The sequence below is a fragment of the Pseudomonas sp. BC42 genome, from assembly GCF_021560055.1.
Lineage (GTDB): Bacteria > Pseudomonadota > Gammaproteobacteria > Pseudomonadales > Pseudomonadaceae > Aquipseudomonas.
Genome location: NZ_CP091067.1, coordinates 5,628,408 through 5,655,260 on the forward strand (window position 1 = coordinate 5,628,408; position 26,853 = coordinate 5,655,260).

General features: G+C 64.5%; 24 protein-coding genes. 11 read left to right on the top strand and 13 right to left on the bottom strand.

The window, feature by feature from the left end:
- Positions 1 to 62 precede the first annotated feature (62 nt).
- Positions 63 to 476 (bottom strand): acyl-CoA thioesterase, encoded by a 414-nt coding sequence (locus L1O02_RS25430; protein WP_060837690.1) that lies wholly within the window; start codon positions 474 to 476, stop codon positions 63 to 65.
- 325 nt (positions 477 to 801) lie between these two features.
- Here L1O02_RS25430 and L1O02_RS25435 point away from each other — a divergent pair, with 325 nt between their 5' ends.
- On the top strand, positions 802 to 2,928 hold the full coding sequence (locus tag L1O02_RS25435) for a DUF4132 domain-containing protein (RefSeq protein WP_108544411.1): 2,127 nt from the start codon (positions 802 to 804) through the stop codon (positions 2,926 to 2,928).
- Between the two features lie 58 nt (positions 2,929 to 2,986).
- Here the strand turns inward: L1O02_RS25435 and rplS are convergent, their stop codons facing one another.
- From rplS to ffh, 5 genes are all read right to left on the bottom strand, one after another.
- Entirely contained in the window at positions 2,987 to 3,337 is a 351-nt protein-coding gene (gene rplS, locus L1O02_RS25440) for a 50S ribosomal protein L19 (protein ID WP_009047143.1), read from the bottom strand.
- A 45-nt stretch (positions 3,338 to 3,382) separates the two neighbouring features.
- On the bottom strand, positions 3,383 to 4,156 hold the full coding sequence (trmD, locus tag L1O02_RS25445) for a tRNA (guanosine(37)-N1)-methyltransferase TrmD (RefSeq protein WP_016967526.1): 774 nt from the start codon (positions 4,154 to 4,156) through the stop codon (positions 3,383 to 3,385).
- Positions 4,138 to 4,674, bottom strand: a complete 537-nt coding sequence (rimM, locus tag L1O02_RS25450) for a ribosome maturation factor RimM (RefSeq protein WP_016967527.1) — start codon at positions 4,672 to 4,674, stop codon at positions 4,138 to 4,140. The genes trmD and rimM overlap by 19 nt, the downstream gene beginning before the upstream one ends.
- A gap of 5 nt (positions 4,675 to 4,679) precedes the next feature.
- Positions 4,680 to 4,931: a 30S ribosomal protein S16 gene (rpsP, locus tag L1O02_RS25455; RefSeq protein ID WP_007927680.1), complete on the bottom strand. Its 252-nt coding sequence runs from the start codon at positions 4,929 to 4,931 to the stop codon at positions 4,680 to 4,682.
- A gap of 249 nt (positions 4,932 to 5,180) precedes the next feature.
- Positions 5,181 to 6,557: a signal recognition particle protein gene (gene ffh, locus L1O02_RS25460; protein ID WP_060837688.1), complete on the bottom strand. Its 1,377-nt coding sequence runs from the start codon at positions 6,555 to 6,557 to the stop codon at positions 5,181 to 5,183.
- A 217-nt stretch (positions 6,558 to 6,774) separates the two neighbouring features.
- Here ffh and ccsA point away from each other — a divergent pair, with 217 nt between their 5' ends.
- The 3 genes from ccsA to L1O02_RS25475 all read left to right on the top strand — a co-directional run bounded on the left by ccsA (position 6,775) and on the right by L1O02_RS25475 (position 10,453).
- A complete protein-coding gene (gene ccsA / locus L1O02_RS25465) occupies positions 6,775 to 7,578 on the top strand; it encodes a cytochrome c biogenesis protein CcsA (protein ID WP_173655886.1) in 804 nt (267 codons plus the stop codon).
- 9 nt (positions 7,579 to 7,587) lie between these two features.
- The gene (locus L1O02_RS25470) at positions 7,588 to 8,817 is read left to right on the top strand and encodes a transporter associated domain-containing protein (protein WP_235758912.1); all 1,230 of its coding nucleotides are present in this window, start codon (positions 7,588 to 7,590) and stop codon (positions 8,815 to 8,817) included.
- A gap of 319 nt (positions 8,818 to 9,136) precedes the next feature.
- Positions 9,137 to 10,453 carry an MFS transporter gene (locus L1O02_RS25475; RefSeq protein WP_060837685.1) on the top strand — a complete coding sequence of 439 codons (1,317 nt, stop codon included), beginning with the start codon at positions 9,137 to 9,139 and terminating at the stop codon, positions 10,451 to 10,453.
- Between the two features lie 77 nt (positions 10,454 to 10,530).
- On the opposite strand, the gene purT is transcribed toward L1O02_RS25475, so the two are convergent.
- From purT to L1O02_RS25500, 5 genes are all read right to left on the bottom strand, one after another.
- Complete coding sequence (gene purT / locus L1O02_RS25480; RefSeq protein ID WP_060837684.1) at positions 10,531 to 11,712, bottom strand: formate-dependent phosphoribosylglycinamide formyltransferase; 1,182 nt, start codon at positions 11,710 to 11,712, stop codon at positions 10,531 to 10,533.
- Between the two features lie 100 nt (positions 11,713 to 11,812).
- Positions 11,813 to 12,280, bottom strand: coding sequence for a VUT family protein (locus tag L1O02_RS25485; RefSeq protein ID WP_060837683.1), 468 nt, complete (start codon positions 12,278 to 12,280; stop codon positions 11,813 to 11,815).
- 123 nt (positions 12,281 to 12,403) lie between these two features.
- Positions 12,404 to 12,619, bottom strand: a complete 216-nt coding sequence (locus L1O02_RS25490) for a DUF1289 domain-containing protein (protein WP_060837682.1) — start codon at positions 12,617 to 12,619, stop codon at positions 12,404 to 12,406.
- Complete coding sequence (locus tag L1O02_RS25495; RefSeq protein ID WP_060837681.1) at positions 12,616 to 13,140, bottom strand: gamma carbonic anhydrase family protein; 525 nt, start codon at positions 13,138 to 13,140, stop codon at positions 12,616 to 12,618. The genes L1O02_RS25490 and L1O02_RS25495 overlap by 4 nt, the downstream gene beginning before the upstream one ends.
- Positions 13,141 to 13,195: 55 nt before the next feature.
- Complete coding sequence (locus tag L1O02_RS25500) at positions 13,196 to 13,795, bottom strand: CoA pyrophosphatase (protein ID WP_060837680.1); 600 nt, start codon at positions 13,793 to 13,795, stop codon at positions 13,196 to 13,198.
- 146 nt (positions 13,796 to 13,941) lie between these two features.
- On the opposite strand from L1O02_RS25500, the gene L1O02_RS25505 reads away from it, so the two are divergent.
- The 7 genes from L1O02_RS25505 (at position 13,942) to nagE (ending at position 22,470) form a co-directional block, all read left to right on the top strand.
- Complete coding sequence (locus tag L1O02_RS25505) at positions 13,942 to 14,493, top strand: NUDIX hydrolase (RefSeq protein WP_060837679.1); 552 nt, start codon at positions 13,942 to 13,944, stop codon at positions 14,491 to 14,493.
- Between the two features lie 49 nt (positions 14,494 to 14,542).
- On the top strand, positions 14,543 to 15,046 hold the full coding sequence (locus L1O02_RS25510; RefSeq protein ID WP_047301939.1) for a L,D-transpeptidase family protein: 504 nt from the start codon (positions 14,543 to 14,545) through the stop codon (positions 15,044 to 15,046).
- A gap of 274 nt (positions 15,047 to 15,320) precedes the next feature.
- Entirely contained in the window at positions 15,321 to 16,052 is a 732-nt protein-coding gene (locus L1O02_RS25515; RefSeq protein WP_060837678.1) for a GntR family transcriptional regulator, read from the top strand.
- A gap of 29 nt (positions 16,053 to 16,081) precedes the next feature.
- Positions 16,082 to 17,188, top strand: a complete 1,107-nt coding sequence (gene nagA / locus L1O02_RS25520; RefSeq protein WP_060837677.1) for an N-acetylglucosamine-6-phosphate deacetylase — start codon at positions 16,082 to 16,084, stop codon at positions 17,186 to 17,188.
- Positions 17,169 to 18,191, top strand: a complete 1,023-nt coding sequence (locus L1O02_RS25525) for an SIS domain-containing protein (protein WP_235758914.1) — start codon at positions 17,169 to 17,171, stop codon at positions 18,189 to 18,191. Before nagA ends, L1O02_RS25525 begins: the two co-directional genes overlap by 20 nt.
- Positions 18,192 to 18,218: 27 nt before the next feature.
- Positions 18,219 to 20,741, top strand: a complete 2,523-nt coding sequence (gene ptsP, locus L1O02_RS25530) for a phosphoenolpyruvate--protein phosphotransferase (RefSeq protein WP_235758916.1) — start codon at positions 18,219 to 18,221, stop codon at positions 20,739 to 20,741.
- Positions 20,742 to 20,763: 22 nt separating this feature from the next.
- Positions 20,764 to 22,470, top strand: coding sequence for an N-acetylglucosamine-specific PTS transporter subunit IIBC (nagE, locus tag L1O02_RS25535; protein WP_060837674.1), 1,707 nt, complete (start codon positions 20,764 to 20,766; stop codon positions 22,468 to 22,470).
- A 123-nt stretch (positions 22,471 to 22,593) separates the two neighbouring features.
- On the opposite strand, the gene L1O02_RS25540 is transcribed toward nagE, so the two are convergent.
- Together L1O02_RS25540 and purL are read right to left on the bottom strand one after the other, a co-directional pair.
- Positions 22,594 to 22,905, bottom strand: a complete 312-nt coding sequence (locus tag L1O02_RS25540) for a YqfO family protein (RefSeq protein ID WP_060837673.1) — start codon at positions 22,903 to 22,905, stop codon at positions 22,594 to 22,596.
- A 5-nt stretch (positions 22,906 to 22,910) separates the two neighbouring features.
- The gene (gene purL / locus L1O02_RS25545; RefSeq protein WP_060837672.1) at positions 22,911 to 26,807 is read right to left on the bottom strand and encodes a phosphoribosylformylglycinamidine synthase; all 3,897 of its coding nucleotides are present in this window, start codon (positions 26,805 to 26,807) and stop codon (positions 22,911 to 22,913) included.
- Positions 26,808 to 26,853 lie beyond the last annotated feature (46 nt).

Below are 26,853 nucleotides of genomic sequence, written 5' to 3' on the forward strand. Positions count from 1 at the left end.
CCCCGGTAGGAACCGGCTGCCGGCGAATAGCCCCGATAGCGTGCTCGCCGGCAAGCCGCCTCCTACGCCGCAAACCCCGGAAGCACCGGCACCGGGCGCTTTTCGTCATCGATGGCGACAAAGCTGAACAGGCCATGGATGGCTTTTTCCCGCCCATCGCAGCTCATGCTTTCGACAAACACCTCGACTTCGACCTTGAGGCTGGTGTTGCCCACCTTCACCACTCGCCCGACCAACTCGACGATCGAACCGGCGGCAATCGGGTGCTTGAAATCAATGCGGTCGGTGGACACCGTCACCAGCGGCAAGCGACAGAAACGCGTGGCCGCAATGAACGAAACCTCATCCATCCAGGCCAGGGCCGTGCCGCCGAACAGGGTGTTGTGATGGTTGGTGGTGGACGGGAATACCGCCTTGGTCACGCGGGTCACCGAGAGTTCGGTACGACGCTGGATTTCTTGCTCACGAGGGGTCATCGAATTACTGCCTGAATGAATAGATCCGCGCATGGGCACGCTGCGGGCATGGAATGCCGATGAGCGCTGTCGGGCAGCGACCAAAGGCTTGAGGGAAACAATCGGGGGCCGCCTGCCTGTGGATAACGTCAGGTCAGGAGCGCCAGGAGGGTGTCACGCGCCCTGGGCGTCCATGCGGGTTGCAGGGCGTGGGCGATCACACTTTATTGGGCCGGCGAGTATATCGCCGCCCGCCAGGGGCCGAAAGAACCCGCCAGGGGCCTGAGGCCAACGGCGGCGAGAAAAAATGCGATGATCCGCGCACTGTAAAAGGAGACCCGCCGCCATGGATGCCCCGCTCACGCCTTCACTCGTCACGCACCTGCAACAACGCCTGAATGCCGACCGAGTGGATCATCCAGACTTCATCGGCCCGCCGCTCGACATCAGCCCTCTGACACCCGCTCAACTGGGCAGCCTGTGGCCGGACATCCGCCGGGCCCTGCGCGACCCTGGCAACCCGGCGGCGCAGCAACTGGCGACCGTGATCGTGCAACAGGCCGCGGAACTGGAACTGAGCCCGGCCCTCGACCACGCCACCCTGCTGGAGGCGCTGCGCAGTTGCCTGACCTGGCCGGAGGCACTGGAGCAACTGGCCTGTTTCAGCGGCACACCGAGCGCCGCCCTGGCCGCGGAGCTGCGCAGGATCCTCGCGGAACCCGGCGCACAGTGGGCGGCGAATTACCCCCAGGCGTACATGCTGACGCAATGGGTGGATGAAGAAGCCCGTACGGCGCTGCAACGCTGCGTGGAACAGCACCATGGGAATTCGCCTTACGCCCGGCAGGAGTTCGAACTGCTGGGGCAACTGGAGCCGCGCTCACAGCAGGCCCTGGCCGGTAGCGAGTACTGGATCGGCCATCATCACCTGAGCGCCGATCCGGCCAGGGTGTTGATGGATGACGCGGCATACGTCGAATTCTCACAGCAGATTCTCAACATGGCGGCCCAGCGCCTGGACGCGATTCACAGCGGCGCCACGCCCTATGTGGCCGATGGCGCCTTTACCACCGATGACACGCCGGTGATCGCCCGCGCCGCGCGGGTCGCCCTGCTGCGCGATGCCCCCTGGCTGCCACCGCTGATGGACATTTTGCTGCCCAAGGCCTGTGTCGCCCCGACCCAGGCCAAGACCGCGCCATCGCAGTCCCTGGCCATTGCCCTGGGGCACTGCATCGAGCAGGTGCCAACCCCGGAAAGCGTGCAGGCACTGCGCAGCGCCCTGAGCCTGGTGCGCCATGCCGGCATCCAGAAAAAACTCGCTCGCAACCTCAAGCCTGCCGAACGCGGCCTGGCCCAACGCCCCGAGATTGCCCTGCGCCTGGCCCCTACCAGCACGCCGGGCAAGGCCCAGCACGGGCTTCTGGCCAACTGCCTGGAATCCGGACTGTGGCAAGCCTTCGAGCTGCCTTTGCGCGACTGGCGGGTGCAACTGGCTGACTCCGCCGTGGGCTCGCCCTTTGCCCGCTCATTGATTTGGGTTGCCCACTGCGACCAAGGCCAACGCCGCAGCTTCCTGCTGGATGCGAACGCGCAAGCGATGGACCCCTGGGGCCAGCCGCTGGACCTGGAGGCCGGGTGCAGGATTTCGCTGTGGCACCCGCTGTCGGCCAGCGCCGAGGAGCGCCACGCCTGGCAAAAGCTGATCAGCCAACGCCGGATCAAACAGCCGCTGCGCCAGGTGTTTCGCGAGTACTACCTGCCGTCCCCGCCAGAGCTGGAAAGCCACCACTGCCAGGCATTCGCCGGCTACAGCCTGTCCATCCGCCCACTGATCGGCCTGGCCCGCCGCGAAGGCTGGAAGATCGACAGGGACGGCGGTCTGAACCGATGCCTGGGCGACATCCGGGTGAGCTTCGCCGTGAACACGGCGCTGTACCCGGGCCTGGAGGGGCACTGCCAGTCGGGCAGCACAAGCTTTGCCCGGCGCACCGACCGACATTGGCAGCCGATGCAGCTTCAAGATGTGCCGCCCCAGGTGTTTTCAGAGGCCTGCCGGGCCATCGACCTGCTGGTCAGCGTCAGCAGTTTCGCCATCGAGGAACTGGCGCAGAGCGCCACCGGCCAGCCCCTGCCGCAGATGCCGGTAGCCAGGCGTGAACAACGTCTGAATCTGTTGGCCGGGCAGAATCTCACCCAGATGACGCTGATGCGCCGCCACGTACTGGGCATGGCCTTCGCCACGCTGATCGAGGAGGGGCTGGTGTCGCTGGAGGGACGTCATGTCCGGGTCGGCGACTATGCGGTGCATCTGGTCAGCGGGCGCGTGACGCGCAATGGGGCACCGGTGGAAGTAGCCCTGGCGGGGCAAAGTGGCAAATTGGCGGCGCTGCCCTGGCTGCCTTACGACGAGGTCCTGCTGGAGCGGATCGCCAATACGGTCTGCGTATTGCTCAACCGCTCCGGGGATTAAATGACAGGCAACAAAAAAGCAGCCCGTAGGCTGCTTTTTTCTGCATCGGAAGCTGGACTTAAGCCAGTTTTTCCTTGATGCGAGCTGCTTTACCCGACAGGTCGCGCAGGTAGTACAGCTTGGCTTTACGCACGTCACCGCGACGCTTGACAGCCATGCTGTCGATCTGCGGGGAGTAGGTCTGGAAAGTACGCTCTACGCCAACACCGTTGGAGATTTTACGTACGGTGAACGCGCTGTTCACACCGCGGTTGCGCTTGGCGATAACTACGCCTTCGAACGCCTGCAGACGGGAACGATCGCCTTCCTTCACTTTCACCTGAACGACAATGGTGTCGCCCGGGGCAAAGGCTGGGATCTCTTTGGTCATCTGCTCTGCTTCGAGTGCAAGGATGATTTTGTTGGTCATGCTGTGCTCCTAAGGTAAATCGTCGGATCTACCATCGATACGTTGTTAACTATCGTCCCGCTCGCGGAGATATTCCTCGAGCAGCTTCTTCTCTTCTCCAGAAAGCGAGCGGCTTTCCAGAAGATCGGCGCGTCGTTCATAGGTCCGACCAAGGGACTGCTGTAAACGCCAACGCCGGATGTGTGCGTGATTGCCACTTAGCAATACGTCGGGAACACGCTGATCCGCATACACCTCCGGTCGGGTGTAGTGCGGGCAATCCAGCAGACCGTCCGTGAAGGAATCTTCCTCCGCGGAATCCACATGCCCTAAAGCTCCGGGCAGCAGTCGCGTAACCGCATCAATCAGGACCATCGCCGGCAGCTCGCCACCGGAGAGTACATAGTCGCCAATCGACCACTCTTCATCGACATGAGCTTCAATAAACCGCTCGTCAATGCCTTCATAACGACCAGCAATCAGGATCAATGCATCCTCATTCGCCAACTCGCGCACCGCCGACTGATTCAGTTGACGGCCTTGGGGCGACAGGTAGATCACCTTCGCACCCTCCCCGGCTGCGTTTCTGGCCTGAACCAGTGCATCCTCCAGGGGCTTGATCTTCATCACCATGCCCGGACCACCGCCAAACGGGCGATCGTCCACAGTGTGATGTCGATCCGTGGTGTAGTCTCGCGGATTCCAACAGGTCAGCTGCAACAGCCCCTGTTTCACCGCGCGGCTGGTTATGCCGTACTCGCTGATGGCGGAAAACATCTCGGGAAACAGACTGATCACTTCTACGCGCAAGTTAGCCACGCTTAGAAATCCGCGTCCCATTCCACCTTCATCTCGCCCGCTGCCAGGTCGACGGCCAACACGCATTGCTCGGTATAGGGCAACAGGCGTTCGCGATCATCCAGGCTGCCAGCGCAAGGCTTGACCACCATTACATCGTTCGAGCCGGTCTCCAGCAGGTGATCGATCTGCCCGAGCAGTTGCCCGAGGGTGTCGATGACCTTGAGACCTTGCAGCTGGTACCAGTAGTACTCGCCGTCGGTCAGTTCAGGGAACAGGCTGCGCGGCACGCAGATCTCGTAACCGGCCAGAAGACGAGCTTCTTCGCGATCATCAAGACCCTTGAGCTTTGCGACCAGGAACTTGTCGTTCCCGCGTCCGCTGACCAGCTCAACCTGCTTCACGCTACCTTCGCGCTTGAGCGTCCAGGTTTTGTAGTCCAACAGGTTTTTAATCGGATCAGTAAAGGAAAAGACCTTCACTTCGCCGCGAACGCCATGAACAGAGTAGATTTTGCCGATAACGATCAAATCATCAGCAGGAGCTGGCGTCGCGTTCATAGGGTTCAGGCTGCAGCCTTAGCCGATTCCTTCAGCAACTGAGCAACGCGCTCAGAAGGCTGTGCACCCACGCTCAGCCAGTAGGCTACGCGCTCTTGGTTCACGGACAGGCGTACTTCTTGACCACGAGCGATCGGGTTGAAGAAGCCAACTTGTTCTTTGTGCGAACCGTCACGTGGGTTACGGCTGTCGGTCACGGTCAAGTGGTAAAACGGGCGCTTTTTGGAGCCGCCAAGGGCAAGACGGATTGTTAGCATGTGAACATCGTTCCTGTAGTCGGTGCTGCAAATCTAAATGCACAGCGGGCATGGGTGCCCGAAAGGCCGCATATTCTAAGGAATATCCGGACTTTTGCAAATGACTTTTTCCGGCGCCTATCGGCTGCCACTCAGATTTGCTATGGAGCCGCCGCAAGCGGCAGCGAGTGAGCGCGCCCCAATCGAGGGTTTGCCCAGGATTCCACGTCCCCGTGGAAATGCGCCGACATGACTGTCGGCGCGGATTCTTCAGATCTTCGGCATGCCGCCGCCGGGCAACATTCCGCCCATGCCGCGCATCATCTTGGCCATCCCGCCCTTGGCGGAGAACTTCTTCATCATCTTCTGCATCTGCTTGTGCTGCTTGATCAAGCGACCGATGTCCTGCACCTGGGTACCGGAACCCATGGCGATCCGGCGCTTGCGCGAACCGCTGATCAGCTCAGGGTCGCGGCGCTCGGCCGGGGTCATGGAGTTGATGATGGCTTCCATCTGCTTGAACTGCTTTTCAGCGGCGCTCTGTGCGTTGCCCATCTGCGCCAGATTGACGCCGCCGATGCTCGGCAGCTTGTCCATCAGGCCGCCCAGGCCACCCATGTTCTTCATTTGTTGCAGCTGGTCGCGGAAGTCTTCGAGGTCGAAGCCCTTGCCCTTCTTCAGCTTCTTGGCCAGTTTGTCGGCCTTTTCCTTGTCGAGGGTCTGCTCGGCCTGCTCGATCAGACTGAGCACGTCGCCCATGCCCAGGATCCGCGAAGCGATACGCTCAGGGTGGAACGGCTCCAGGGCCTCGGTCTTCTCGCCCATACCGATGAACTTGATCGGCTTGCCAGTGATCGCGCGAACCGACAGCGCGGCACCGCCACGGGCGTCGCCGTCGACCTTGGTCAGGATCACCCCGGTCAGCGGCAGCGCATCACCAAAGGCCTTGGCGGTGTTGGCGGCGTCCTGGCCGGTCATGGCGTCGACCACGAACAGGGTTTCCACCGGCTTGATCGCCGCGTGCAGCGCCTGGATCTCGTCCATCATCTCGCTGTCGACGTGCAGGCGACCGGCGGTGTCGACGATCACCACGTCGATGAACTTGAGTTTTGCTTCCTTAATAGCCGCTTCGGCGATGGCCACCGGCTTCTGGCTCAGGTCCGACGGGAAGAAGGTCACGCCGATGTCGTTGGCCAGGGTCTCCAGCTGCTTGATCGCCGCCGGACGGTAAACGTCGGCGGACACCACCATCACGCTCTTCTTCTTGCGCTCCTTGAGGAAGCGCGCAAGCTTGCCGGCGGTGGTGGTCTTGCCCGCGCCCTGCAGACCGGCCATCAGCACCACGGCTGGCGGCACGGCGCTGAGGTTCAAGTCTTCGTTGGCCGCGCCCATCAGGCTTTCCAGCTCGGCCTGGACGATCTTCACAAAGGCCTGGCCCGGGGTCAGGCTGCGGGACACTTCGGTGCCGACCGCACGTTCCTTCACCGAGTTGACGAAGTCCTTGACCACCGGCAACGCGACGTCGGCTTCGAGCAGCGCCATGCGCACTTCGCGCAGGGTGTCTTTGATGTTGTCCTCGGTCAGCTTGGCCTTGCCGGTGACATGGCGCAGCGTCTGCGAGAGACGGTCGGTTAGGTTTTCAAACATGCTCGATCCTTTCAGGCCCAAGGTAGACCGGGGTAATGGCGGCCCAGAGCGTAATAAACAAGTGCTCGATGAGCCTGCGGCGTGGGCAGGTCGCGGATTATAGCGAAGACTGTGCGTGGCGGACACCTCGCCGTCTGCTTGCGTGGTCTTTCAGGGCTGTGGGTTCTATGCCAAACTCAGCGACTTTCGGGCCTGCCTAACAGGATTTATGCTCCCCTTGTCACCCAGCTTGCTACCCACCCTCGCCGCCGCCGTCCTTTATGCCGCTGCGACCTTCTATCAAGGCTCTCGCCTGGCCTCCGGCGCCAAGGCAAACAAGCGCCTGCTGGTTACGCTGGGCATCCTGGCCCTGCTCGCCCATGGCCTCAGCCTGCTGACCCACCTGCTGACTCCGGCAGGCCTGGGCCTGGACTTCTTCAGCGCTGCCAGCCTGATCGCCGCCGCGGTCATTGCCCTGACCCTGCTGGCCTGCTGGCGGATTCCGGTGGAAAACCTGCTGGTGCTGTTATTTCCCCTGGGCGCCCTGACGGCCCTGCTGGCGCAGTTCGTGCCCACCGGCACGGTGCCGGTGATCGATGAGGAGCCGGGGATTCTCGCCCACATCCTGTTGTCGATCCTGGCCTACGGCATGTTCACCATCGCGGTCTTCCAGTCGTTGTTGCTGCTGGTGCAGGACCACCAGTTGAAGAACAAGCACCCTTCCGGCCTGATCAGGAACTTCCCGCCCCTGCAGACCATGGAAAGCCTGCTGTTCGGCTTTCTCTGGGCCGGCTGGACCCTGCTGTCGCTGTCGCTGATCTCCGGCTGGCTGTTCGTCGAAAACCTGTTCGCCCAGCACCTGGTGCACAAGACCTTGCTGGCCTGCCTGGCCTGGGTGGTGTTCAGCGTGCTGCTGTGGGGGCGCAACCGCCTGGGCTGGCGCGGGCACAAGGCGATTCGCTGGACCCTTGCAGGTTTCTGCCTGCTAATGCTGGCGTACTTCGGCAGCAAGCTGGTTCGTGAATACATCCTGCACATCTGACGACCGGCCATGACCGACTCCCTGCCCTCCGGGCCCATGCTCGCGGTAATCGCCCTGCTGATCGTCTGGTCGGGGCTGTTCACCGCCATCGACGCCGCCCAGCAACACCTGCTGACCCAACGCAACGGCTCGCGCTCCGGGGACAAACCGACAGCGCGACTGGCCTTCCCCAAGGAAAGCCTGATCCTGTGCAATACCCTGTCCCGGGTCCTGGCGGTGATCATCAGCACCTTGCTGGCGCTGTTCTACTGGGCGGAAGAAGGCCCCTGGCTGGCCTGTCTGATCAGCACCAGCGGCTTGCTGGTACTGGCCGAATACCTGCCCCGCACCCTGGCATTGCGCTATCCGGAAGGCACCCTGAGCTTCGGCAACAGCCTGCTGGCAATCCCCATGAAGCTCGTCTATCCCCTGGCCTGGCTGCTCAACGCCATCGGCCAACTGCTGTTGCGCCCGTTTGCCGCCAAGGCCAGCGCGGTGAAGCACAGCGACGACGATCCGGCGCTGCTGGACGACGAGCCCGCGCCTCAGGAACACCACGCCCTGTCTGGCATCCACGCCCTGGACAACATCACCGTCAACGACATCCTGGTGCCCCGCAGCGAAGTGCAGGGCATCAACCTCGACGACCCGATCGAAGAGATCATTGCCCAACTGCGCCTGAACAAGCGCACCCGGCTACCGGTATTCCACAGTGATATCAATCAGGTCGAAGCGGTGCTCAACACCCGGCAGATCCGCCACCTGCTGCCCGACGCCAGCCTGACCAAGGAAGCCCTGCTGGCCGCCTGCCACGAACCCTACTTCGTCCCCGAAAGCACCCCGCTGCAACTGCAACTGCTCAACTTCCACAAGCAGCAACGGCGCCTGGGCATGGTGGTGGACGAATACGGCGAAGTACTGGGCATCGTCACCCTGGAAGACATCCTCGAAGAAATCGTCGGCGAGTTCGAAAGCGAGCACAGCCTGGACAACCCTCACATCCACCCGCAGGCCGACGGGCGTTATGTGGTGGAAGGCGCGGCCTCGATTCGCGAACTGAACAAGAGCCTGGGCTGGCACCTGCCCAGCGACGGCCCCAAGACCCTCAACGGCCTGGTCACCGAAGCCCTGGAAACCATTCCCGACAGCGCCGTGTGCCTGAAGATCGGCCGCTACCGCCTGGAGATCCTCGAAACCGAGGAAAACCGCGTCAGCCGCGTGCTGCTCTGGCACACCAGCAGCGTTCCCGCCCGGGTCTGACTCGCAGCCGATACGCCACAGGCGCTGATGCCGGCGCCCTGTCCCGCCTGCAACGGGCTCTCGGGGCCTTGCGCAGTCACGCAAAACCGGCAACGAGCACAGGCCTTGTTGGATCGTTAGCAGCCTTTCTATAATCGCGCTGCTTACCCAAGCCCCGCAGATCCGCGTGCTACCCGCACCGCAGACGATCCTGCAGGCATCACCCGCCACCGTTCGACGTCACTCCCATCCCGAGTGACGAGCGCGCCAAACCCACATCCCTGGGTGCTCGACCATAATAATTCGCTCCACAGGAGCACAGACTGTCAGGGATATCCGCATGACGACCAGCACCACCTACAGCACCGCGGCGCCTGCCCAACCGAGCAACTCCGCCTCTCGGGTGGCCACCGCCAGTTTTATCGGCACCGCCATCGAGTTCTACGATTTCTACGTCTACGCCACCGCCGCCGCGCTGGTGATCGGACCGGTGTTCTTCCCCCAGAGCTCCGGCACCGCGCAAATGCTCTCGGCCTTCTTGACCTTCGGCATCGCCTTTCTCGCCCGCCCCCTGGGTTCGGCGCTGTTCGGCCATTTCGGCGACCGCATCGGGCGCAAATCGACCCTGGTCGCTTCGCTGCTGCTGATGGGGGTCTGCACCACCCTGATCGGCGTATTGCCGGGCTATGACAGCATCGGCGCCTGGGCACCGATCCTGCTCTGCGTGCTGCGCTTCGGCCAGGGCCTCGGACTGGGCGGTGAATGGGGCGGAGCCGCTCTGCTGGCCACGGAAAACGCCCCGGCTGGCAAACGCGCCTGGTTCGGCATGTTCCCGCAACTGGGCCCCTCCATCGGCTTTCTCGCCGCCAACGGCCTGTTCCTGGCCCTGGCCATGGGCCTGGACGACGAGCAGTTCCGCGCCTGGGGCTGGCGCATTCCGTTTCTGCTCAGCGCCGCGCTGGTGATGGTGGGGCTCTACGTGCGCCTGAAGCTGCACGAAACCCCGGTGTTCGCCAACGCCGTGGCGCGCCAGGAGCGGGTGAAGATGCCGCTGGTGGAACTCTTCAGCCAATACTGGATGCCAGTGCTGCTGGGCGCCGCCTCGATGGTGGTGTGCTACGCGCTGTTCTACATATCCACGGTGTTTTCCCTGAGCTACGGCGTCGCCACCCTGGGTTACAGCCGCGAGACGTTCCTCGGCCTGCTGTGCTTTGCCGTGCTGTTCATGGCCGCGGCGACCCCGTTGTCGGCCTGGGCCAGCGATCGCTTCGGGCGCAAGCCGGTGCTGGTGGTTGGCGGCGTGCTGGCGATTCTGTCCGGTTTCACCATGGAACCGCTGCTGACCCAGGGCTCCACCGCCGGCGTGGCGTTGTTCCTGTGCATCGAGCTGTTTCTGATGGGGGTGACTTTCGCCCCGATGGGCGCGCTGCTGCCGGAGCTGTTTCCGACCCATGTGCGCTATACCGGCGCTTCGGCGGCTTACAACCTGGGGGGCATTGTCGGTGCTTCGGCCGCACCCTTCTTCGCCCAGAAACTGGTGGCGATGGGTGGGTTGAGCTGGGTAGGCGGGTATGTGTCGGGGGCGGCGATCCTGAGCTTGATCGCGGTGCTGTGCCTGAAGGAAACGCGCAATAACGATTTGAATCGGGTCGTCTGAGCGACCGCTTCGCGAGCAAGCTCGCTCCTACAGGTTCAATCCGGACCTTGTAGGAGCGAGCTTGCTCGCGATGCGTCTCAGAGTTCGACGACGACCGCTTGTGCAGCACGGGTCGCCTTGGCCCGGGCCGCTTCGATCGACTCGTCACGGGCCAGGGCCACGCCCATGCGGCGCTGTCCGTTGACCTCAGGCTTGCCGAACAGGCGCAGCGCAGTGTCCGGCTCGCTCAGGGCGACGCCGAGGTTGGCGAACGCGGTCTGGGTGGATTTGCCTTCTACCAGAATCACTGCCGAAGCCGATGGACCGAACTGACGGATCAGCGGAATCGGCAGGCCGAGAATCGCCCGCGCATGCAGGGCGAACTGCGACAGATCCTGGGAAATCAGGGTCACCAGGCCGGTGTCGTGAGGGCGCGGCGACACTTCGCTGAACCACACCTGATCGCCCTTGATGAACAGTTCCACGCCGAACAGGCCGCGGCCGCCCAGGGCTTCGGTCACTGCCTTGGCCACACGCTCGGATTCGGCCAGGGCTTTGGGGCTCATGGCCTGCGGCTGCCAGGATTCCTGGTAGTCGCCCTTCTCCTGACGATGACCGACCGGCGCGCAGAAGGTGGTGCCGCCCACGTGGCGCACGGTCAGCAGGGTGATTTCGTAGTCGAAGTCGATAAAGCCCTCGATGATCACCCGGCCCTTGCCGGCACGCCCGCCTTCCTGGGCGTAGTCCCAGGCTTTCTGTACGTCATCGACGCTGCGCAGCAGGCTCTGGCCCTTGCCCGAGGAGCTCATCACCGGCTTGACCACGCACGGGAAGCCCAGGTCTTGCACGGCCTTGGCGTAGTCTTCGAAGGTGTCGGCGAAGTGGTACGGCGAGGTCGGCAGGTCCAGCTCTTCGGCGGCCAGGCGGCGGATACCTTCGCGGTTCATGGTCAGCGAAGTGGCCCGCGCGGTCGGGATCACGGTAAAGCCTTCAGCTTCCAGCTCCACCAGGGTCGCAGTGGCGATGGCCTCGATTTCCGGAACGATGAAGTGCGGCTTCTCGGCTTCGATCACCGCCCGCAGCGCTGCGCCATCGAGCATGTTGATCACGTGGCTGCGATGGGCCACTTGCATCGCCGGGGCGTTGGCGTAGCGGTCCACGGCAATCACCTCGACACCCAGGCGTTGCAGCTCGATCACCACTTCCTTGCCCAACTCACCACAGCCACAAAGCAAGACGCGGGTCGCGGTTGGCGACAATGGAGTTCCGATACGAGTCATCTGAAGGTCCTCAAAGGAGCGAATCATCGAGGGCCGAGCGCCAGGCGGACGACCCAAGGGGGAAAGAGCGCGGCATTTTACATGAACCGCGGCCTTTGGCTCAGCCGGCGCACGCCGCTTTGCGCAAACGCCAGGCCATGGCCAGCCAGACCACGGTGACCCCGGCGAACTTCGAGCCCAGGGCGGTGAGGATCACCCCCGGGGTCATGGCATCGATCATGCCGTAGAAGATGAAGGTATCCAGGGGAATGCTCAGGGCCGAACTGATCCACAGGCGATCATGCAGGGGCCGCTTGGTGATGCTGAACACCAGCCAGTCGATGCATTCCGAGACGGCGAACGCGCTGGCGCTGGCCAGGGCAATGGTCGGGTCGGAGGTGACATAGGACAACACCAGGGCCGCCAGCATGGCGACGACGGCGCCATGGCCGAAGCGAGTCTGCACCATGTCCCGCAGGACAAACACCAGCCCGCCCCAGGCCGACCAGACGATATCCAGCTGCGGCGCGACGGAAAAGGCGTAGTTGATCAGCACGACACTGCTGATATAGGTGATCAGGAAGAGCATGGGGCGAAGAGTACCTGTCGGGAAGGCGCACAGGTTACTGCAGGCCAGGGGTTGGGCCAAGAAACCCTTGCGCCGGCAAGCTGGCTCCCGCGCATCGCCTGCAGGAGCCGGCGAATGGCCGGATCAGCTCGCCGAGCTGGAACCGACCATCCACAACAGTCCACTGGACTTGGCCCGCTCGTGGCACAGGGCCAGGACGGCGCGGCGCTCGTTGTTGTCCATGCGACTCCAGCGGGTGATTTCCTCCACCGTGCGCTGACAGCCGGTGCAGATGTCCTGTTCATCCAGGGCACAGATGCTCACGCAAGGCGAGGCGACGGGTCTTTCAGGGGCAGTCATTGTTCTTGCTCAACCAGATCTCGGGCATAACGCTGGCCATTATGAACGTAGTGGGCGGCGCTGGCTTCGAGCATTTTCTTCTGTGCCTCGGTCAGCTCGCGCACCACCTTGCCGGGCGACCCCATGACCAGCGAGCCATCGGGGATTTCCTTGCCCTCGCCGATCAGCGCGTTGGCGCCGATGATGCAGTACTTGCCGATCTTCGCGCCATTGAGCACCACCGCATTGATGCCGATCAGGCTGTAGTCGCCCACGGTGCAGCCATGCAGCATGGCGTTATGGCCGATGGTCACGCCGGTACCCAGGGTCAGTGGAAAGCCCATGTCGGTGTGCATCACGGCCCCGTCCTGGACGTTGCTGTGCTTGCCGATCAGGATCAGTTCGTTGTCGCCACGCAACACGGCGTTGAACCACACACTGGCCCCTTCTTCGAGCTTGACCTTGCCCACCAGGGTGGCATTCGGGGCCACCCAGCTCTGTGGATGGGTGTCGACTCGGGCGTCGCCCAGGCGGTATTTCATCTTGTTGTCCTTATGGTTCAGGCAGCCGCGGTTTATGCCATGCCAAGCCATGGCTTCAGGTGTCGATAAAGGATTTCGGCGGGTGATGCAGGCTGATATCGGCGTCGTACAGCAGGTTGACCAGTTCGACCACCATGATCGCGGTCAGGCCCCAGATCTTGTACTCGCCGAAACGGTAGCTGGGGACATACCAACTGCGGCCCTGGTAGTCGATACGGTGGGTGTGTTCGCGCGGGTCCTGGCGAAAAAACTCCAGGGGCACGCTGAAAACAGCGGCAATCTCGGCATCATTGGCCCGGTATTCGACGTAGTCGGGAATCACCCCGACGTAAGGCGTGACCTTGATCCCATGCAGGGAAATCAGCGGACTTAAGGGGCCGATGACCTCCACCAGTCCCGGCGGCAGACCGATCTCTTCCTCGGCCTCGCGCAGGGCGGTGAAGATCAGGTCCGGGTCTTCCGGATCGCGCCGGCCACCGGGGAAGGCCACTTCACCACCATGGGTCGACAGCCCGCTGGCACGCAGGGTCAGCACCAGTTCCGGTTCGTCGCTGCGGGTGATGGGAACCAGCACCGCAGCCTCGGGGAAACGTCGGTCGGTCTCCAGGGTTCGTGGGGTGTAATGGCTTACCCGATGAAGTAGCTCGTCCAGCATGAGGCATCTCGATCTGTTGGCTACCGTGCATCATGCACCAATCCAATCGGTGGCCCAACCCCCGCTCCCGGGCATGTCGCTTAACGACAACTTGCCGACAACCGGACGGCGCGCCAAGATAGCCCCAGCCTTTTCGGATACCCCTCATGAAATTTTGCAGCCAGTGCGGCAACCCGGTGACCCAGCGCATTCCCGACGGCGATTCGCGCCTGCGCTTTGTCTGCGATCACTGCCAGACCATCCATTACCAGAACCCCAACATCGTTGCCGGCTGCCTGGCGACCTGGGAAGGCAAGGTGCTGTTGTGCCGCCGCGCCATCGAACCGCGCCTGGGCTACTGGACCCTGCCGGCGGGCTTCATGGAAAACGGCGAGACGGTGGAACAGGCGGCCATCCGCGAAACCTTCGAGGAAGCCTGCGCCCGGGTGCGCAACCTGAATATCTACACCCTGATCGACGTGCCGCACATCAGCCAGGTGCATGTATTCTTTCGCGCCGAGCTGGCGGACCTGGACTTTGCCGCCGGTCCCGAGAGCCTGGAAGTGCAGTTGTTCGAGGAAGCCGATATCCCTTGGTCCGAGCTGGCTTTCCGCACCGTCGGTCGTACCTTAGAATGCTTCTTCGCTGACCGGCGGGCACAGGCTTATGCCGTACGCTCCGAATCCATTCCGCCGCTCTCTCAGCCTGCCATCAGTTAAACAATAAAAACGTGCACGGAATCTGTGCGCGCCTGGGGATATCGTGTCAATGCGCTGGTTGCTTGCCCTGCTGTGCTGTTCCGTCGTCACTCTGTCTCAGGCCTCCACGGTGGAAACCCTGGACGGCAAGGTCATCGAAAAGGTCCTGGTGCTCAAATCCGCCCATCAACTGCAGTTGATCAATGGCGGCAAGCCACTGAAAACCTACCGGATCTCCCTGGGCAAGAAGCCCAAGGGGCCCAAGCTCATGGAAGGCGATAAACGCACCCCGGAAGGCCTCTACTGGCTCGACTGGCGCAAGACCAGCGACCGCTACAACCTGGCCATGCACATCTCCTACCCGAACATCACCGATGCCGCCCGCTCGCGTCGCGAAGGGGTCAATCCCGGCGGCATGATCATGATCCACGGCACCCCGGACACCGAAGAGTTTCCCGAGCAGTACTTCCACACCCTGGACTGGACCGATGGCTGCATCGCCATGCGCAACGTCGACATGCGCGAAGTCTGGGGCCTGGTGAAAGACGGCACGCTGATCGAAATCCGCCCTTAACGGCCTCCCGGCAAAAAATATTTCTCCCCCCGCCGCCCTCCCCGGGCGCGCATACCACTTGGCGACCCGCTGCGGGTCGCCACCTCGACTCAAGGCCTTCGCGGCCAGACCTGCCTAATACCACTTCAATCATTTATCCTCTCAGGCACCCCGAAAGCGCCGGATTTACTGCACTTCAGCCCGATAGGTGGCGTTGACATGGTATTTAAGTGGTATTAGTTTTTCGGCATTACCGGGCGACAACAACCTAATAACCGCATCGGAAAACCTATAGATGAATCACCTCCTGACCCTGCGTCCCGACGACTCCCAGCCGACCCCGCTGTACCTGCAACTGGCCCGCAACCTGGAAGCGGCGATCCACTCCGGCCAATGGAAAGCCGAGCAGGCACTGCCTTCGGAACGCAACCTCAGCGAACTGCTGGGCATCTCCCGAGTGACCGCGCGCAAGGCCCTGGAGGTGCTTTTCGAGCGAGGCCTGATTCGTCGCAGCCAGGGCTCGGGCACCTTCATCACTCCGCGCCTCGAACAGCCCCTGTCGCGTCTTTCCGGCTTCAGCGAGATGCTGCGCCTCAAAGGCTTCGTCCCCGGCTCGCAGTGGCTGGAACGCACCCTCACCCCGCCGACCCACGAAGAACTGATCCGCCTCGGCCTGTCGCCCAACGACAAGGTGGCGCGGCTCAAGCGCCTGCGCAAAGCCGACGATGCGGTCATGGCCATTGAGATGAGCACCCTGCCGGCCAGCATCATTGCCAGGCCCGAGGCGGTGGGTGATTCGCTCTACGAGTACCTCGACAGCATCGGCCGCCCCGTGGTCCGGGCCCTGCAGCACATCCAGGCGATCAATGCCTCGGACGAGTTTGCCGCCCTGGTGGGCATTGCCCCCGGCACCGCCATGCTGCTGATGACCCGGGTCGGCTACCTGGAAGACAACACGCCGATCGAAGTCACCGACACCTATTGCCGCAACGACTACTACGACTTCGTCGCCGAGCTGCGACGCTGAATCCGCCCCCTGGAGCCAGAGAAACGCCCATGTCCGAAGACAACATCCTCACGCCCCAAGGCTGGGTCCGTGGCCGCCTGGTCCATGAGCACGGCAAGGTTGTGGCCATCGAAGGCAGCCCCTGCGACCCGGCGGACAATGACCTGCCCTACCTGCTGCCGGGCTTCATCGACCTGCACGTCCACGGCGGTGGCGGCCAGGACGTCATGCAAGGCCGCACAGCTTTCGAAACCATCACCCGTACCCACGTGCGTTTCGGCACCACCTCGCTGCTGGCCACCACCATGACCGCCCCCAGCGCGGAAATCAGCCAGGTCCTGGCCGAGCTCGGGGTCTACGCCGAGCAGCGCCCCCAGGGCTGTGCCCGAGTGCTCGGCGTGCACCTGGAAGGCCCCTACATCAACCCCGGCAAGCTCGGCGCCCAGCCCAACTTCGCCCACACCGCGCTCATGGCGGAAGTGGAGAAGTACCTGCAACTGGCGCCCATCCGGGTGATCACCATCGCCCCGGAAATCGCCGGCCACGACGCGCTGATCCGCGAACTCAGCGCCCGCGGCGTGCGCATGCAGATCGGCCACACCCTGGGCAGCTACGAAGAAGGCGTGGCCGCCCTCGCCGCCGGCGCCACCAGCTTCACCCACCTGTACAACGCCATGAGCCCCCTGCATCACCGTGAGCCGGGCATCGTCGGCGCCGCCCTGGCCCATGCCCAGTACGCGGAGCTGATCCCCGACCTGCTGCACGTGCACCCCGGCGCCATGCGCGTGGCCCTGCGCTCGATCCCGTGCCTGTACTGCGTCACCGACTCCACCGCCGCCGCCGGCATGCCCGACGGCGAATACCGGCTCGGCAGCCACACCGTGACCAAGTGCCTGGGCGGCGTGCGCCTGGCGGACGGCACCCTGGCCGGCAGCACCCTGACCATGGATCAGGCCCTGCGCAATCTGGTGAAGATCGGCTTGCCCCTGGCCGAGGCCTCCCAGCGCCTGTCGCAATTTCCCGCCGATTACCTCGGCATCCCCGAACGCGGCCGCCTGCAACCCGGCAGCTGGGCCGACAGCGTGCGCCTGGACCGCGCACTCACACTGACCGCCGTCATGGTCGAAGGAGAAGACATTGACTTCAAAAATGCTTAAAGAGGCGCTGTCCTCGCACAGCGCCGTCCGCAGCCAGTTGCAGCACCTGGACCCGTCCCTGGTCGAGGTCGCCGGCCGCCTGCGCCGCCAGCCGCCACAAGTGGCCATGACCGTGGCCCGGGGCAGCTCCGACCATGCCGCCAGCTACTTCGCCTACCTGACCATGCAACAGGTGGGCATCCCGGTGGCCTCGCTGCCGATGTCGGTGGTGACCATGCAACAGGCGCCCTTGCGGGTCAGCGGCCAGGCGGTGTTCGCCTTCTCGCAATCGGGCCAGAGCCCGGATCTGGTGAACAGCGTGCGCCTGCTGCGCAAGCGCGGGGCCCTCAGCGTGGCCATGGTCAATGCCGAACACAGCCCCCTGGAGGCCGCCAGCGAATTCTCCCTGCCGCTGTACGCCGGCACCGAGCAGAGCGTGGCGGCGACCAAGAGCTTTATCGCCACCCTCAGCGCCAGCGCCCGGCTGATCGGTCACTGGAACGAGGACAGCCACCTGCTGGAGGCCGGCCTGGCTCTGCCCGAGGGCCTGCAACAGGCCGCGACCCAGGACTGGAACCTGGCGGTCAATGCCCTGCGCGATTGCCAGCGCTTGATGGTGATCGGCCGTGGTGCCGGCTTCGCCATCGCCCAGGAAGCGGCGCTCAAGCTCAAGGAAACGTCGGCGATCCAGGCCGAAGCCTTCAGCAGCGCCGAAGTGCGCCACGGCCCGATGGCCCTGATCGACCACGACTACCCGTTGCTGGTGTTCGCCCCCCGGGGCGCCGAACAGGGCGGCCTGTTGAGCCTGGCGGCGGACATGCGCCAGCGCGGCGCCAAGGTGCTGTTGGCGGCGCCGGATGACATCGGTGAGCGGGACCTGACCCTGAGCCGCGCGGAACACCCGGTGCTGGACCCGATCCTGGCGATCCAGAGCTTCTATGTGATGGCCGCCGGCCTGGCCGAGGCCCGCAGCATGGACCCGGATCAGCCGCGCCACCTGAGCAAAGTGACCCGCACGCACTAAGCCCCTTTGATCGATGAGTACTGCGCCATGCACAACAACAATAACGACCTGACGCTCAGTGCCCCCCTCAGCGGGCCTGTCCTGCCGCTGAGCAGCGTCCCCGACCCGGTGTTCGCCAGTGGCGCCATGGGAGACGGGATTGCCATCGACCCGCTCAACGACACGCTGCACGCGCCCTGCGCCGGGCAAGTGGTGCAGATCGCGCGCACCGCCCATGCGGTCACGCTGCGGGCCGCCAACGGTGCCGAATGGCTGCTGCACCTGGGCCTGGACACCGTCGAACTGCAAGGCGAAGGCTTTGCCCTGCTGGTGGAACAAGGCCAGCAAGTCAGCGCCGGCCAGCCCCTGCTGCGGTTTGACCTGGACCATGTGGCGCAGCACTGCCGGAGCCTGATCAGCCTGATGATCCTGACCAACGGCGAACACTTCGAACTGCGTCACCTGAACCTGTCTTCGGTCAAGGTCGGCGAGCCGCTGCTGCATCTCAGCCGCCGCACGGATGCCGCCAGGCCGGAGCTTTCCCGGGCCGACGCCAGCGAGCAGGCCAGCGCCCGGATCAGGGTCGCCCACCGCGGCGGGCTGCACGCTCGCCCGGCCGCGCTGGTGCGCCAGACCGCGGCGGCATTCAACAGCCACTCACAGCTGAGCTTCAAGGACAAAAGCGCTCCCTGCACCAGCCTGATCGCCCTGATGGGCCTGGGCATCGGCGAACAGGATGAAGTGTTGGTCAGTTGCCAGGGCGATGATTGCCAGGCCGCCTTGCAGGCGCTGCTCAAGACGCTAGGCAGCGCCCTGGCGGACGATGCCCACGCCGCAGCGCCGGCCGCGCTCCAGGTGCTGCGCCCGGCCACCGAGGCTGGCGTGTTGCAAGGCGTCTGCGCGGCACCCGGGCTGGCTTGCGGCCCCCTGGTGCGCCTCAACGCCATGGAGCTGCCCAAGGACAGCGGCCAGCACCAACCCGAGTCGCAGCGCCAGGCCCTGAGCGCGGCCCTGGAGCAGGTGCGTGGGGATATCCTGCGCACCCTGGAACAGGCCCGGCAACGTCGGGATCAGCAGGAACAGGACATCTTCAACGCCCACCTGGGGCTGCTGGAAGACCCGACCCTGCTGGACGCCGCCGACGCCGCCATCGCCCAGGGACGCGCCGCCACCCATGCCTGGAGCGCCGCCATCGCCGAGCAATGCCAGGTCCTGCAACAACTGGGCAATCCGTTGCTGGCCGAGCGCGCCAACGACCTGCGGGACCTGCAACAACGGGTGCTGCGGGCCTTGCTCGGCGAAGCCTGGCAGTACCAGTTGCCCCCGGGGGCCCTTGTCGCCGCCCAGGAGCTGACCCCGTCCGACCTGCTGCAACTGAGCGCCCAGGGCGTGGCCGGCCTGTGCATGGCCGCCGGCGGCGCCACCTCCCACGTGGCCATCCTCGCCCGCAGCAAAGGCCTGCCTTGCGTGGTGGCCCTGGGCCCGGAGCTGCTTGAGCTGGAGCACCTTCCGGCAGTGGTACTCGATGCCGATGGCGGACGCCTGGAACTGGCACCGGACCCGCAACGCATCGCCCGGGTGCAAGAGGTCGTTGCGGCCCGGAGACAGCGCCGCGAGCAGCAACGCCAGCAAGCCGGTGACCCGGCCCTGACCCGGGACGGCCAGTCGATCGAGGTGGCGGCCAACGTCGCCTCCAGCGCCGAGGCCCGGGACGCGCACCAGGGTGGCGCCGATGGCGTCGGCCTGCTGCGCACCGAGTTCCTGTTCGTCGATCGGCAGACCGCCCCGGACGAAGCCGAGCAACGCCAGGCCTACCAGGCAGTGCTCGACGCCATGGGCGACAAGCCGGTGATCATCCGCACCATCGATGTCGGCGGCGACAAGCAGCTGGACTACCTGCCATTGCCGGTGGAAGCCAACCCGGTGCTGGGCCTGCGCGGCATCCGCCTGGCTCAGGCAAGACCGGAGCTGCTGGACCAGCAATTGCGCGCCCTGCTGCAGGTCAGCCCGGTGCAACGTTGCCGGGTGATGCTGCCGATGGTCACCGAAGTGGCCGAGCTGTTGCACATCCGCCAGCGCCTGAAGCAGCTCGCCGCCGAACTGGGCCTGACCCAACAGCCGGAACTGGGGGTGATGATCGAAGTGCCGGCCGCGGCCCTGATGGCCGAGCAGTTGGCGGAACACGCCGACTTCCTCTCCATCGGCACCAACGACCTGTCCCAGTACACCCTGGCCATGGACCGCGACCATGCCGGACTGGCGGCGCGGGTCGACGCCCTGCACCCGGCCCTGCTGCGACTGATCGCCCAGACCTGCAGCGGTGCCGAGCGCCATGGGCGCTGGGTCGGCGTCTGCGGCGCCCTGGCTTCCGATCCCCTGGCCACCCCGGTGCTGATCGGCCTGGGCGTGCGCGAACTGTCGGTGAGCCCGCCGCAGGTGGGGGAAATCAAGGACCGGGTGCGCCAGCTGGATGCCGCCGAATGCCGCCGGCTGAGCCAGCCGCTGCTCGACCTCCAGGGTGCCGTCGCGGTGCGCGAGGCCTGCGCCCGGCACTGGCCGCTGAACCCATAACAAGCATTCCAGGAGAGACGCCATGTACCAGTACTTCATCGAGGGCCTGCAACGCCTCGGCCGCGCCCTGATGCTGCCCATCGCCATCCTGCCGATCGCCGGCCTGCTGCTGCGCCTGGGCGACACCGACCTGCTGAACATCGCCATCATCCACGATGCCGGGCAATCGATCTTCGGCAACCTGGCGCTGATCTTCGCCATCGGCATCGCCGTGGGCTTTGCCCGGGACAACAACGGCACCGCCGGGCTGGCCGGGGCCATCGGCTACCTGGTGATGATCTCGACCCTCAAGGTGCTGGACGCCAGCATCAACATGGGCATGCTCGCCGGGATCATCAGCGGCCTGATGGCCGGCGCGCTGTACAACCGCTTCAAGGACATCAAGCTGCCCGAATACCTGGCGTTCTTTGGCGGCCGGCGCTTCGTGCCCATTGCCACCGGCTTCAGCGCCGTGGGCCTGGGGCTGGCGTTCGGCCTGATCTGGCCGCCGATCCAGCACGGCATCAACAGCTTCGGCCAGTTGCTGCTGGAAAGCGGCAGCTTCGGCGCCTTCGTCTTCGGCGTGTTCAACCGCCTGCTGATCGTCACCGGCCTGCACCACATCCTCAACAACATGGCCTGGTTCATCTTCGGCAGCTTCACCGACCCGAGCACCGGCGCGGTGGTCACCGGCGACCTGACCCGCTACTTCGCCGGGGACCCCAAGGGCGGCCAGTTCATGACCGGGATGTTCCCGATGATGCTGTTCGGTCTGCCCGCCGCCTGCCTGGCGATGTACCGCAACACCTTGCCGGAACGGCGCAAGGTGATGGGCGGGATCTTCCTGTCCATGGCCCTGACCTCGTTCCTTACCGGGGTCACCGAACCCATCGAATTCGCCTTCATGTTCCTCGCCCCATTGCTGTATCTGGTACACGCGCTGCTCACCGGCCTGGCCATGGCCCTGACCAACCTGTTGAACATCCACCTGGGGTTCACCTTCTCCGGCGGCGCCATCGACATGGCCCTGGGCTGGGGACGCTCCACCAACGGCTGGAAGGTGTTCCCGGTGGGGCTGCTGTACGCGGTGGTGTACTACCTGGTATTCGACTTCTGCATCCGCCGCTTCAACCTCAAGACCCCGGGACGCGAGGACAGTCCATCCGGGGACAAGAGCGAACTCAACGCCGATCAGCGCGCCGCCGCCTATATCAAGGCCCTGGGCGGTGCGGCCAACCTGATCACGGTCGGCGCTTGCACCACGCGCCTGCGCCTGGAGCTGGCGGACCGCAACCTGGCCGCCGACGCAGAATTGAAAGCCCTGGGCGCCCTGGCCGTGGTGCGCCCCGGCAAGGGCGGCAGCTTGCAGGTGGTGGTGGGACCGATGGCCGACAGTATCGCCGACCAGATCCGTCTGGCGCTGCCGGCGGCAGCCCCGGTCGCGGCGCCAGCGCCACCAGTCGAGGCCCCCCAATCGCTCGAAGTCTCCACCCAGGAAGCCCAGCAGTGGCTCAACGCCCTGGGTGGCCGGGACAATCTGTTGCAGGCCGACTGCGTCGCCCTGACCCGGTTGCGGGTGCAACTGAGTGACAGCCGCAGCCTGTCGGAGTCGGCGCTCGACGCCCTGGGCTGCCAGGGTATGCGGCGCATGGAGGGGGATGTCTGGCACGTGCTGATTGGCCAGAAGGCCGGGGGATTGCAGGCCGCTCTGCAAACGCTGCTGCACAAGAAGGTGGGGGCGAGAGCCTGAAGACGCCTTCGCCGGCAAGCCGGCTCCTACGCTGATCCCGTAGGTGCCGGCCTGACTGAAAAGTCCCACAAAAAAGCCCGCTGACCGTCTCCGGTGCAGCGGGCTTTTTATCGGTGGATCACTTCAGAACGTTTCAAGACGCCAGACTTCATAAGCCGGCGTCTCGTAGGGATGGCTCTGCTTGAGAGCCGCCACTGCATTGGCGATCAGTTCATCGGCCACCACCAGCTCGACCTTCCATTCCTCCACCCGCTCCACCTGACCGGTCTGCCCGAGAAACGGCTGGCTGCCGTCCAACGGGCGAAACTGGCCCTGGCCGAGCACCTGCCAGGCGCACTGGTCATAGGCGCCGATACGTCCGCCACCGGCGGCAAATACGGCGCTCTTGACCTGCTCCACATGGCTGGGAGGCACGAAGAAGCTGAGCTTGTACATCAGCCTCAGTTCACCCAGGCACGTGCGTTGCGGAACATGCGCATCCACGCCGCGTCTTCGTTCCAGTCATCCGGACGCCAGGAGTTCTGCACAGCACGGAACACCCGCTCAGGGTGCGGCATCATGATGGTGACGCGACCGTCGCGGCTGGTGAGGCCGGTGATCCCGCGCGGCGAGCCGTTCGGGTTGGCCGGGTAACGCTCGGTGACCTTGCCGTGGTTGTCGACGAAGCGCAGGGCCACGCAGCCGGACAGATCGGCTTCCAGCAGGGCCTCCTCGCTTTCGAATTCCGCATGGCCTTCGCCGTGGGCGATGGCGATCGGCATCCGCGAACCGGCCATGCCCTGCAGGAAGATCGAGTTCGACTCCTGGACCTGGACCATGGCTACACGGGCTTCGAACTGCTCGGAGCGGTTGCGCACGAAGTGCGGCCAGAACTCGCTGCCCGGGATCAGCTCGTGCAGGTTGGACATCATCTGGCAACCGTTGCACACGCCCAGGGTGAAGCTGTCGGTACGCTCGAAGAAGCCCTGGAAGGCGTCACGCGCGCGGCTGTTGAACAGCGCCGACTTGGCCCAGCCCTCACCGGCGCCCAGTACGTCGCCGTAGGAGAAACCGCCGCAGGCCACCATGCCCTTGAAGTCGTTGAGGTCGACACGACCGGCGAGGATGTCGCTCATGTGCACGTCGATGGCGTTGAAGCCGGCGCGGTCGAAAGCCGCCGCCATTTCCACCTGGCCGTTGACGCCCTGCTCACGCAGCACCGCCACCTGGGGACGCACGCCTTTCTTGATGTAAGGCGCGGCGATGTCCTGGTTGACGTCGAAGCCCAGCTTGACGCTCAGGCCCGGGTTGTCTTCTTCCAGCAGGACGTCGAATTCCTGCTCGGCGCACTCGGCGTTGTCCCGCAGGCGCTGGATCTGGTAGCTGGTTTCCGCCCACTGACGCTGCAGCAGACGGCGCTGGCCGGTGAACACGCTTTCGCCGTTGTAGGAGATGCTCACTTCACCGTTGTTGATCGGCTTGCCGATCACCGCCACGCAGTCGCCCAGACCGGCAGCGCTGAACTGAGCCAGCACGCCTGGGGTCGCATCCTGCCGCACCTGGATCACCGCACCCAGTTCTTCGTTGAACAGAATGGCGGCGATTTCCGCGGCGTTTTCCGCCACGGCGTCGAGGGTCAGGTTCAGACCGCAGTGACCGGCGAAGGCCATTTCCAGGGCGGTTACCAGCAGGCCGCCATCGGAACGGTCGTGGTAGGCCAGCAGGTGGCCGTCGGCGTTGAGGCCCTGGATCACGGCGAAGAAGGCTTTCAGGTCTTCGGCGTCATCGACGTCCGGCGCTTGCTTGCCGAGCTTGCCGTGGGTCTGGGCCAGGATCGAGGCGCCCATGCGGTTCTGCCCGCGACCGAGGTCGATCAGGATCAGATCGGTGGTGCCCTTGTCCATGCGCAGTTGCGGGGTCAGGGTCTGACGGATGTCCGCCACAGGCGCGAAGCCGGTCACGATCAGCGACAGCGGCGAGGTGACGCTCTTGTCCACGCCTTCTTCGTTCCAGCGGGTGGCCATGGACATCGAGTCCTTGCCCACCGGGATGGTGATGCCCAGCTCGGGGCACAGTTCCATGCCCACGGCCTTGACGGTGTCGTACAGACGCGCGTCTTCACCCGGGTGGCCGGCGGCCGACATCCAGTTGGCGGAGAGCTTGATGTCGCTGATCTTGTTGATCCGCGAGGCGGCGATGTTGGTCAGGGTTTCGCCGATCGCCATGCGGCCGGACGCCGGGGCATCCAGCAGGGCCAGCGGCGTGCGCTCGCCCATGGCCATGGCTTCACCGGTGTAGACGTCGAAGCTGGTGGCGGTCACGGCCACGTCGGCCACCGGCACCTGCCATGGGCCGACCATCTGGTCACGGGCCACGAGGCCGGTGATGGTGCGGTCGCCGATGGTGATCAGGAAGCTCTTGCTGGCCACGGCCGGGTGGTGCAGGACGCGCTCGATGCTCTCGGCGATATCCAGGGTGCTTGGATCGAAATCATCACCCAACTCGGTTTCCCGCACGGCCGAACGGTGCATGCGCGGGGCCTTGCCCAGCAGCACTTCCAGGGGCATGTCCACCGGGCTGTTGCCGAAGTGGCTGTCGGTCACGGTCAGCTGTGGCTCGGCAGTGGCTTCGCCGACCACCGCGAATGGGCAACGCTCGCGCTCGCAGATGGCCTTGAAGCGTTCGAAGTCTGCTGCGCCCACCGCCAGGACATAACGCTCCTGGGATTCGTTGGACCAGATTTCGTGCGGGGCCATGCCCGGCTCGTCGTTGGGAATGTTGCGCAGTTCGAAGCGACCACCGCGGCCGCCATCGTTGACCAGCTCCGGGAAGGCGTTGGACAGGCCGCCGGCGCCGACGTCGTGGATGAAGCTGATGGGGTTGTTGTCCCCCAGCTGCCAGCAACGGTCGATGACTTCCTGGCAACGGCGCTCCATTTCCGGGTTTTCACGCTGTACCGAGGCAAAGTCCAGGTCCGCCGAGCTGGTGCCGGTGGCCATGGAGGAAGCGGCACCGCCGCCCAGGCCGATGAGCATCGCCGGGCCGCCGAGGACGATCAGTTTCGAACCGACGGTGATCTCGCCTTTCTGTACGTGCTCGTCACGGATGTTGCCCATGCCGCCCGCCAGCATGATCGGCTTGTGGTAGCCACGCACTTCATCGCCACGGGGGGTGTTGATGGACTGTTCGAAGGTACGGAAGTAACCGGTCAGGGCCGGACGGCCGAATTCGTTGTTGAACGCGGCGCCGCCCAATGGGCCTTCGATCATGATGTCGAGGGCGTTGACGATGCGCTCGGGCTTGCCGTACGGCACTTCCCACGGCTGTTCGAAGCCCGGGATCTGCAGGTTGGACACGGTGAAGCCGGTGAGGCCGGCTTTCGGCTTGGCGCCGCGGCCGGTGGCGCCCTCGTCACGGATCTCGCCGCCGGAACCGGTGGAAGCCCCCGGGAACGGAGCGATGGCGGTCGGGTGGTTGTGGGTCTCGACCTTCATCAGAATGTGCACCGGCTCCTGCACCGCGCCGTACTGGCGGGTTTCAGGGTTCGGGTAGAAGCGCCCGGCAACGGAACCGACGATCACCGCGGCGTTGTCCTTGTAGGCGGACAGCACACCTTCGCTGTGCATCTGATAGGTGTTCTTGATCATGCCGAACAGGCTTTTTTCCTGGCTCTGGCCGTCGATGTCCCAACTGGCGTTGAAGATCTTGTGGCGGCAGTGCTCGGAGTTGGCCTGGGCGAACATCATCAGTTCGATGTCGTGGGGATTACGCTTGAGGCCCTGGAAGGCGCTCATCAGGTAATCGATTTCGTCTTCGGCCAGGGCCAGGCCCAGTTCGCTGTTGGCTTTTTCCAGCGCGGCGCGGCCGCCGCCGAGGATGTCGATGGCGGTCAGCGGCTTGGGTTCGGCGTGGCTGAACAGGCCGGCGGCCTGCTCCAGGTTGGCCACCACGATCTGGGTCATGCGGTCATGCAGGGCATCGGCAATCGACTGGGCGTCGGCGTCGCTGAACTCACCGGTCACGTAGAAAGCGATACCGCGCTCCAGGCGCTGGACTTTGGCCAGGCCACAGTTACGGGCGATGTCGCTGGCCTTGCTCGACCAGGGCGAGATGGTGCCGAAACGCGGCAGGACCAGGAACAGACGACCGCTCGGCTCTTGTACCGGAACGCTGGGGCCGTACTTCAGAAGGCGCGCAAGCACCTGCTGTTCGTCGCCGGTCAGGACGCCGGTGACTTCGGCGAAGTGAGCGAATTCAGCATACAGGCCACTGACAGCTGGAACCTTCTGGCTCAGTTGTTCAAGGAGTTTGCTGTGGCGAAAGGCAGAAAGGGCAGGAGCGCCGCGCAGGATCAACATCTTCGGGACAGCCTCGGGAAGGGGGTGTGCTTTGAGGCCGTGCATT

Bases quoted from the DNA above. Each gene is read 5' to 3' on its own strand.
- L1O02_RS25495 (WP_060837681.1), bottom strand. From the start codon at position 13,140: ATGAAATACCGCCTGGGCGACGCCCGAGTCGACACCCATCCACAGAGC.
- purL (WP_060837672.1), bottom strand. From the start codon at position 26,807: ATGTTGATCCTGCGCGGCGCTCCTGCCCTTTCTGCCTTTCGCCACAGC.
- purT (WP_060837684.1), bottom strand. From the start codon at position 11,712: ATGACTCGTATCGGAACTCCATTGTCGCCAACCGCGACCCGCGTCTTG.
- L1O02_RS25505 (WP_060837679.1), top strand. From the start codon at position 13,942: ATGAAATTTTGCAGCCAGTGCGGCAACCCGGTGACCCAGCGCATTCCC.
- L1O02_RS25485 (WP_060837683.1), bottom strand. From the start codon at position 12,280: ATGCTCTTCCTGATCACCTATATCAGCAGTGTCGTGCTGATCAACTAC.
- L1O02_RS25540 (WP_060837673.1), bottom strand. From the start codon at position 22,905: ATGTACAAGCTCAGCTTCTTCGTGCCTCCCAGCCATGTGGAGCAGGTC.
- rimM (WP_016967527.1), bottom strand. From the start codon at position 4,674: ATGAACGCGACGCCAGCTCCTGCTGATGATTTGATCGTTATCGGCAAA.
- L1O02_RS25515 (WP_060837678.1), top strand. From the start codon at position 15,321: ATGAATCACCTCCTGACCCTGCGTCCCGACGACTCCCAGCCGACCCCG.
- L1O02_RS25435 (WP_108544411.1), top strand. From the start codon at position 802: ATGGATGCCCCGCTCACGCCTTCACTCGTCACGCACCTGCAACAACGC.
- nagA (WP_060837677.1), top strand. From the start codon at position 16,082: ATGTCCGAAGACAACATCCTCACGCCCCAAGGCTGGGTCCGTGGCCGC.
- L1O02_RS25490 (WP_060837682.1), bottom strand. From the start codon at position 12,619: ATGACTGCCCCTGAAAGACCCGTCGCCTCGCCTTGCGTGAGCATCTGT.
- rplS (WP_009047143.1), bottom strand. From the start codon at position 3,337: ATGACCAACAAAATCATCCTTGCACTCGAAGCAGAGCAGATGACCAAA.
- L1O02_RS25510 (WP_047301939.1), top strand. From the start codon at position 14,543: ATGCGCTGGTTGCTTGCCCTGCTGTGCTGTTCCGTCGTCACTCTGTCT.
- ptsP (WP_235758916.1), top strand. From the start codon at position 18,219: ATGCACAACAACAATAACGACCTGACGCTCAGTGCCCCCCTCAGCGGG.
- rpsP (WP_007927680.1), bottom strand. From the start codon at position 4,931: ATGCTAACAATCCGTCTTGCCCTTGGCGGCTCCAAAAAGCGCCCGTTT.
- nagE (WP_060837674.1), top strand. From the start codon at position 20,764: ATGTACCAGTACTTCATCGAGGGCCTGCAACGCCTCGGCCGCGCCCTG.
- L1O02_RS25475 (WP_060837685.1), top strand. From the start codon at position 9,137: ATGACGACCAGCACCACCTACAGCACCGCGGCGCCTGCCCAACCGAGC.
- L1O02_RS25500 (WP_060837680.1), bottom strand. From the start codon at position 13,795: ATGCTGGACGAGCTACTTCATCGGGTAAGCCATTACACCCCACGAACC.
- ffh (WP_060837688.1), bottom strand. From the start codon at position 6,557: ATGTTTGAAAACCTAACCGACCGTCTCTCGCAGACGCTGCGCCATGTC.
- L1O02_RS25470 (WP_235758912.1), top strand. From the start codon at position 7,588: ATGACCGACTCCCTGCCCTCCGGGCCCATGCTCGCGGTAATCGCCCTG.
- L1O02_RS25430 (WP_060837690.1), bottom strand. From the start codon at position 476: ATGACCCCTCGTGAGCAAGAAATCCAGCGTCGTACCGAACTCTCGGTG.
- trmD (WP_016967526.1), bottom strand. From the start codon at position 4,156: ATGGGACGCGGATTTCTAAGCGTGGCTAACTTGCGCGTAGAAGTGATC.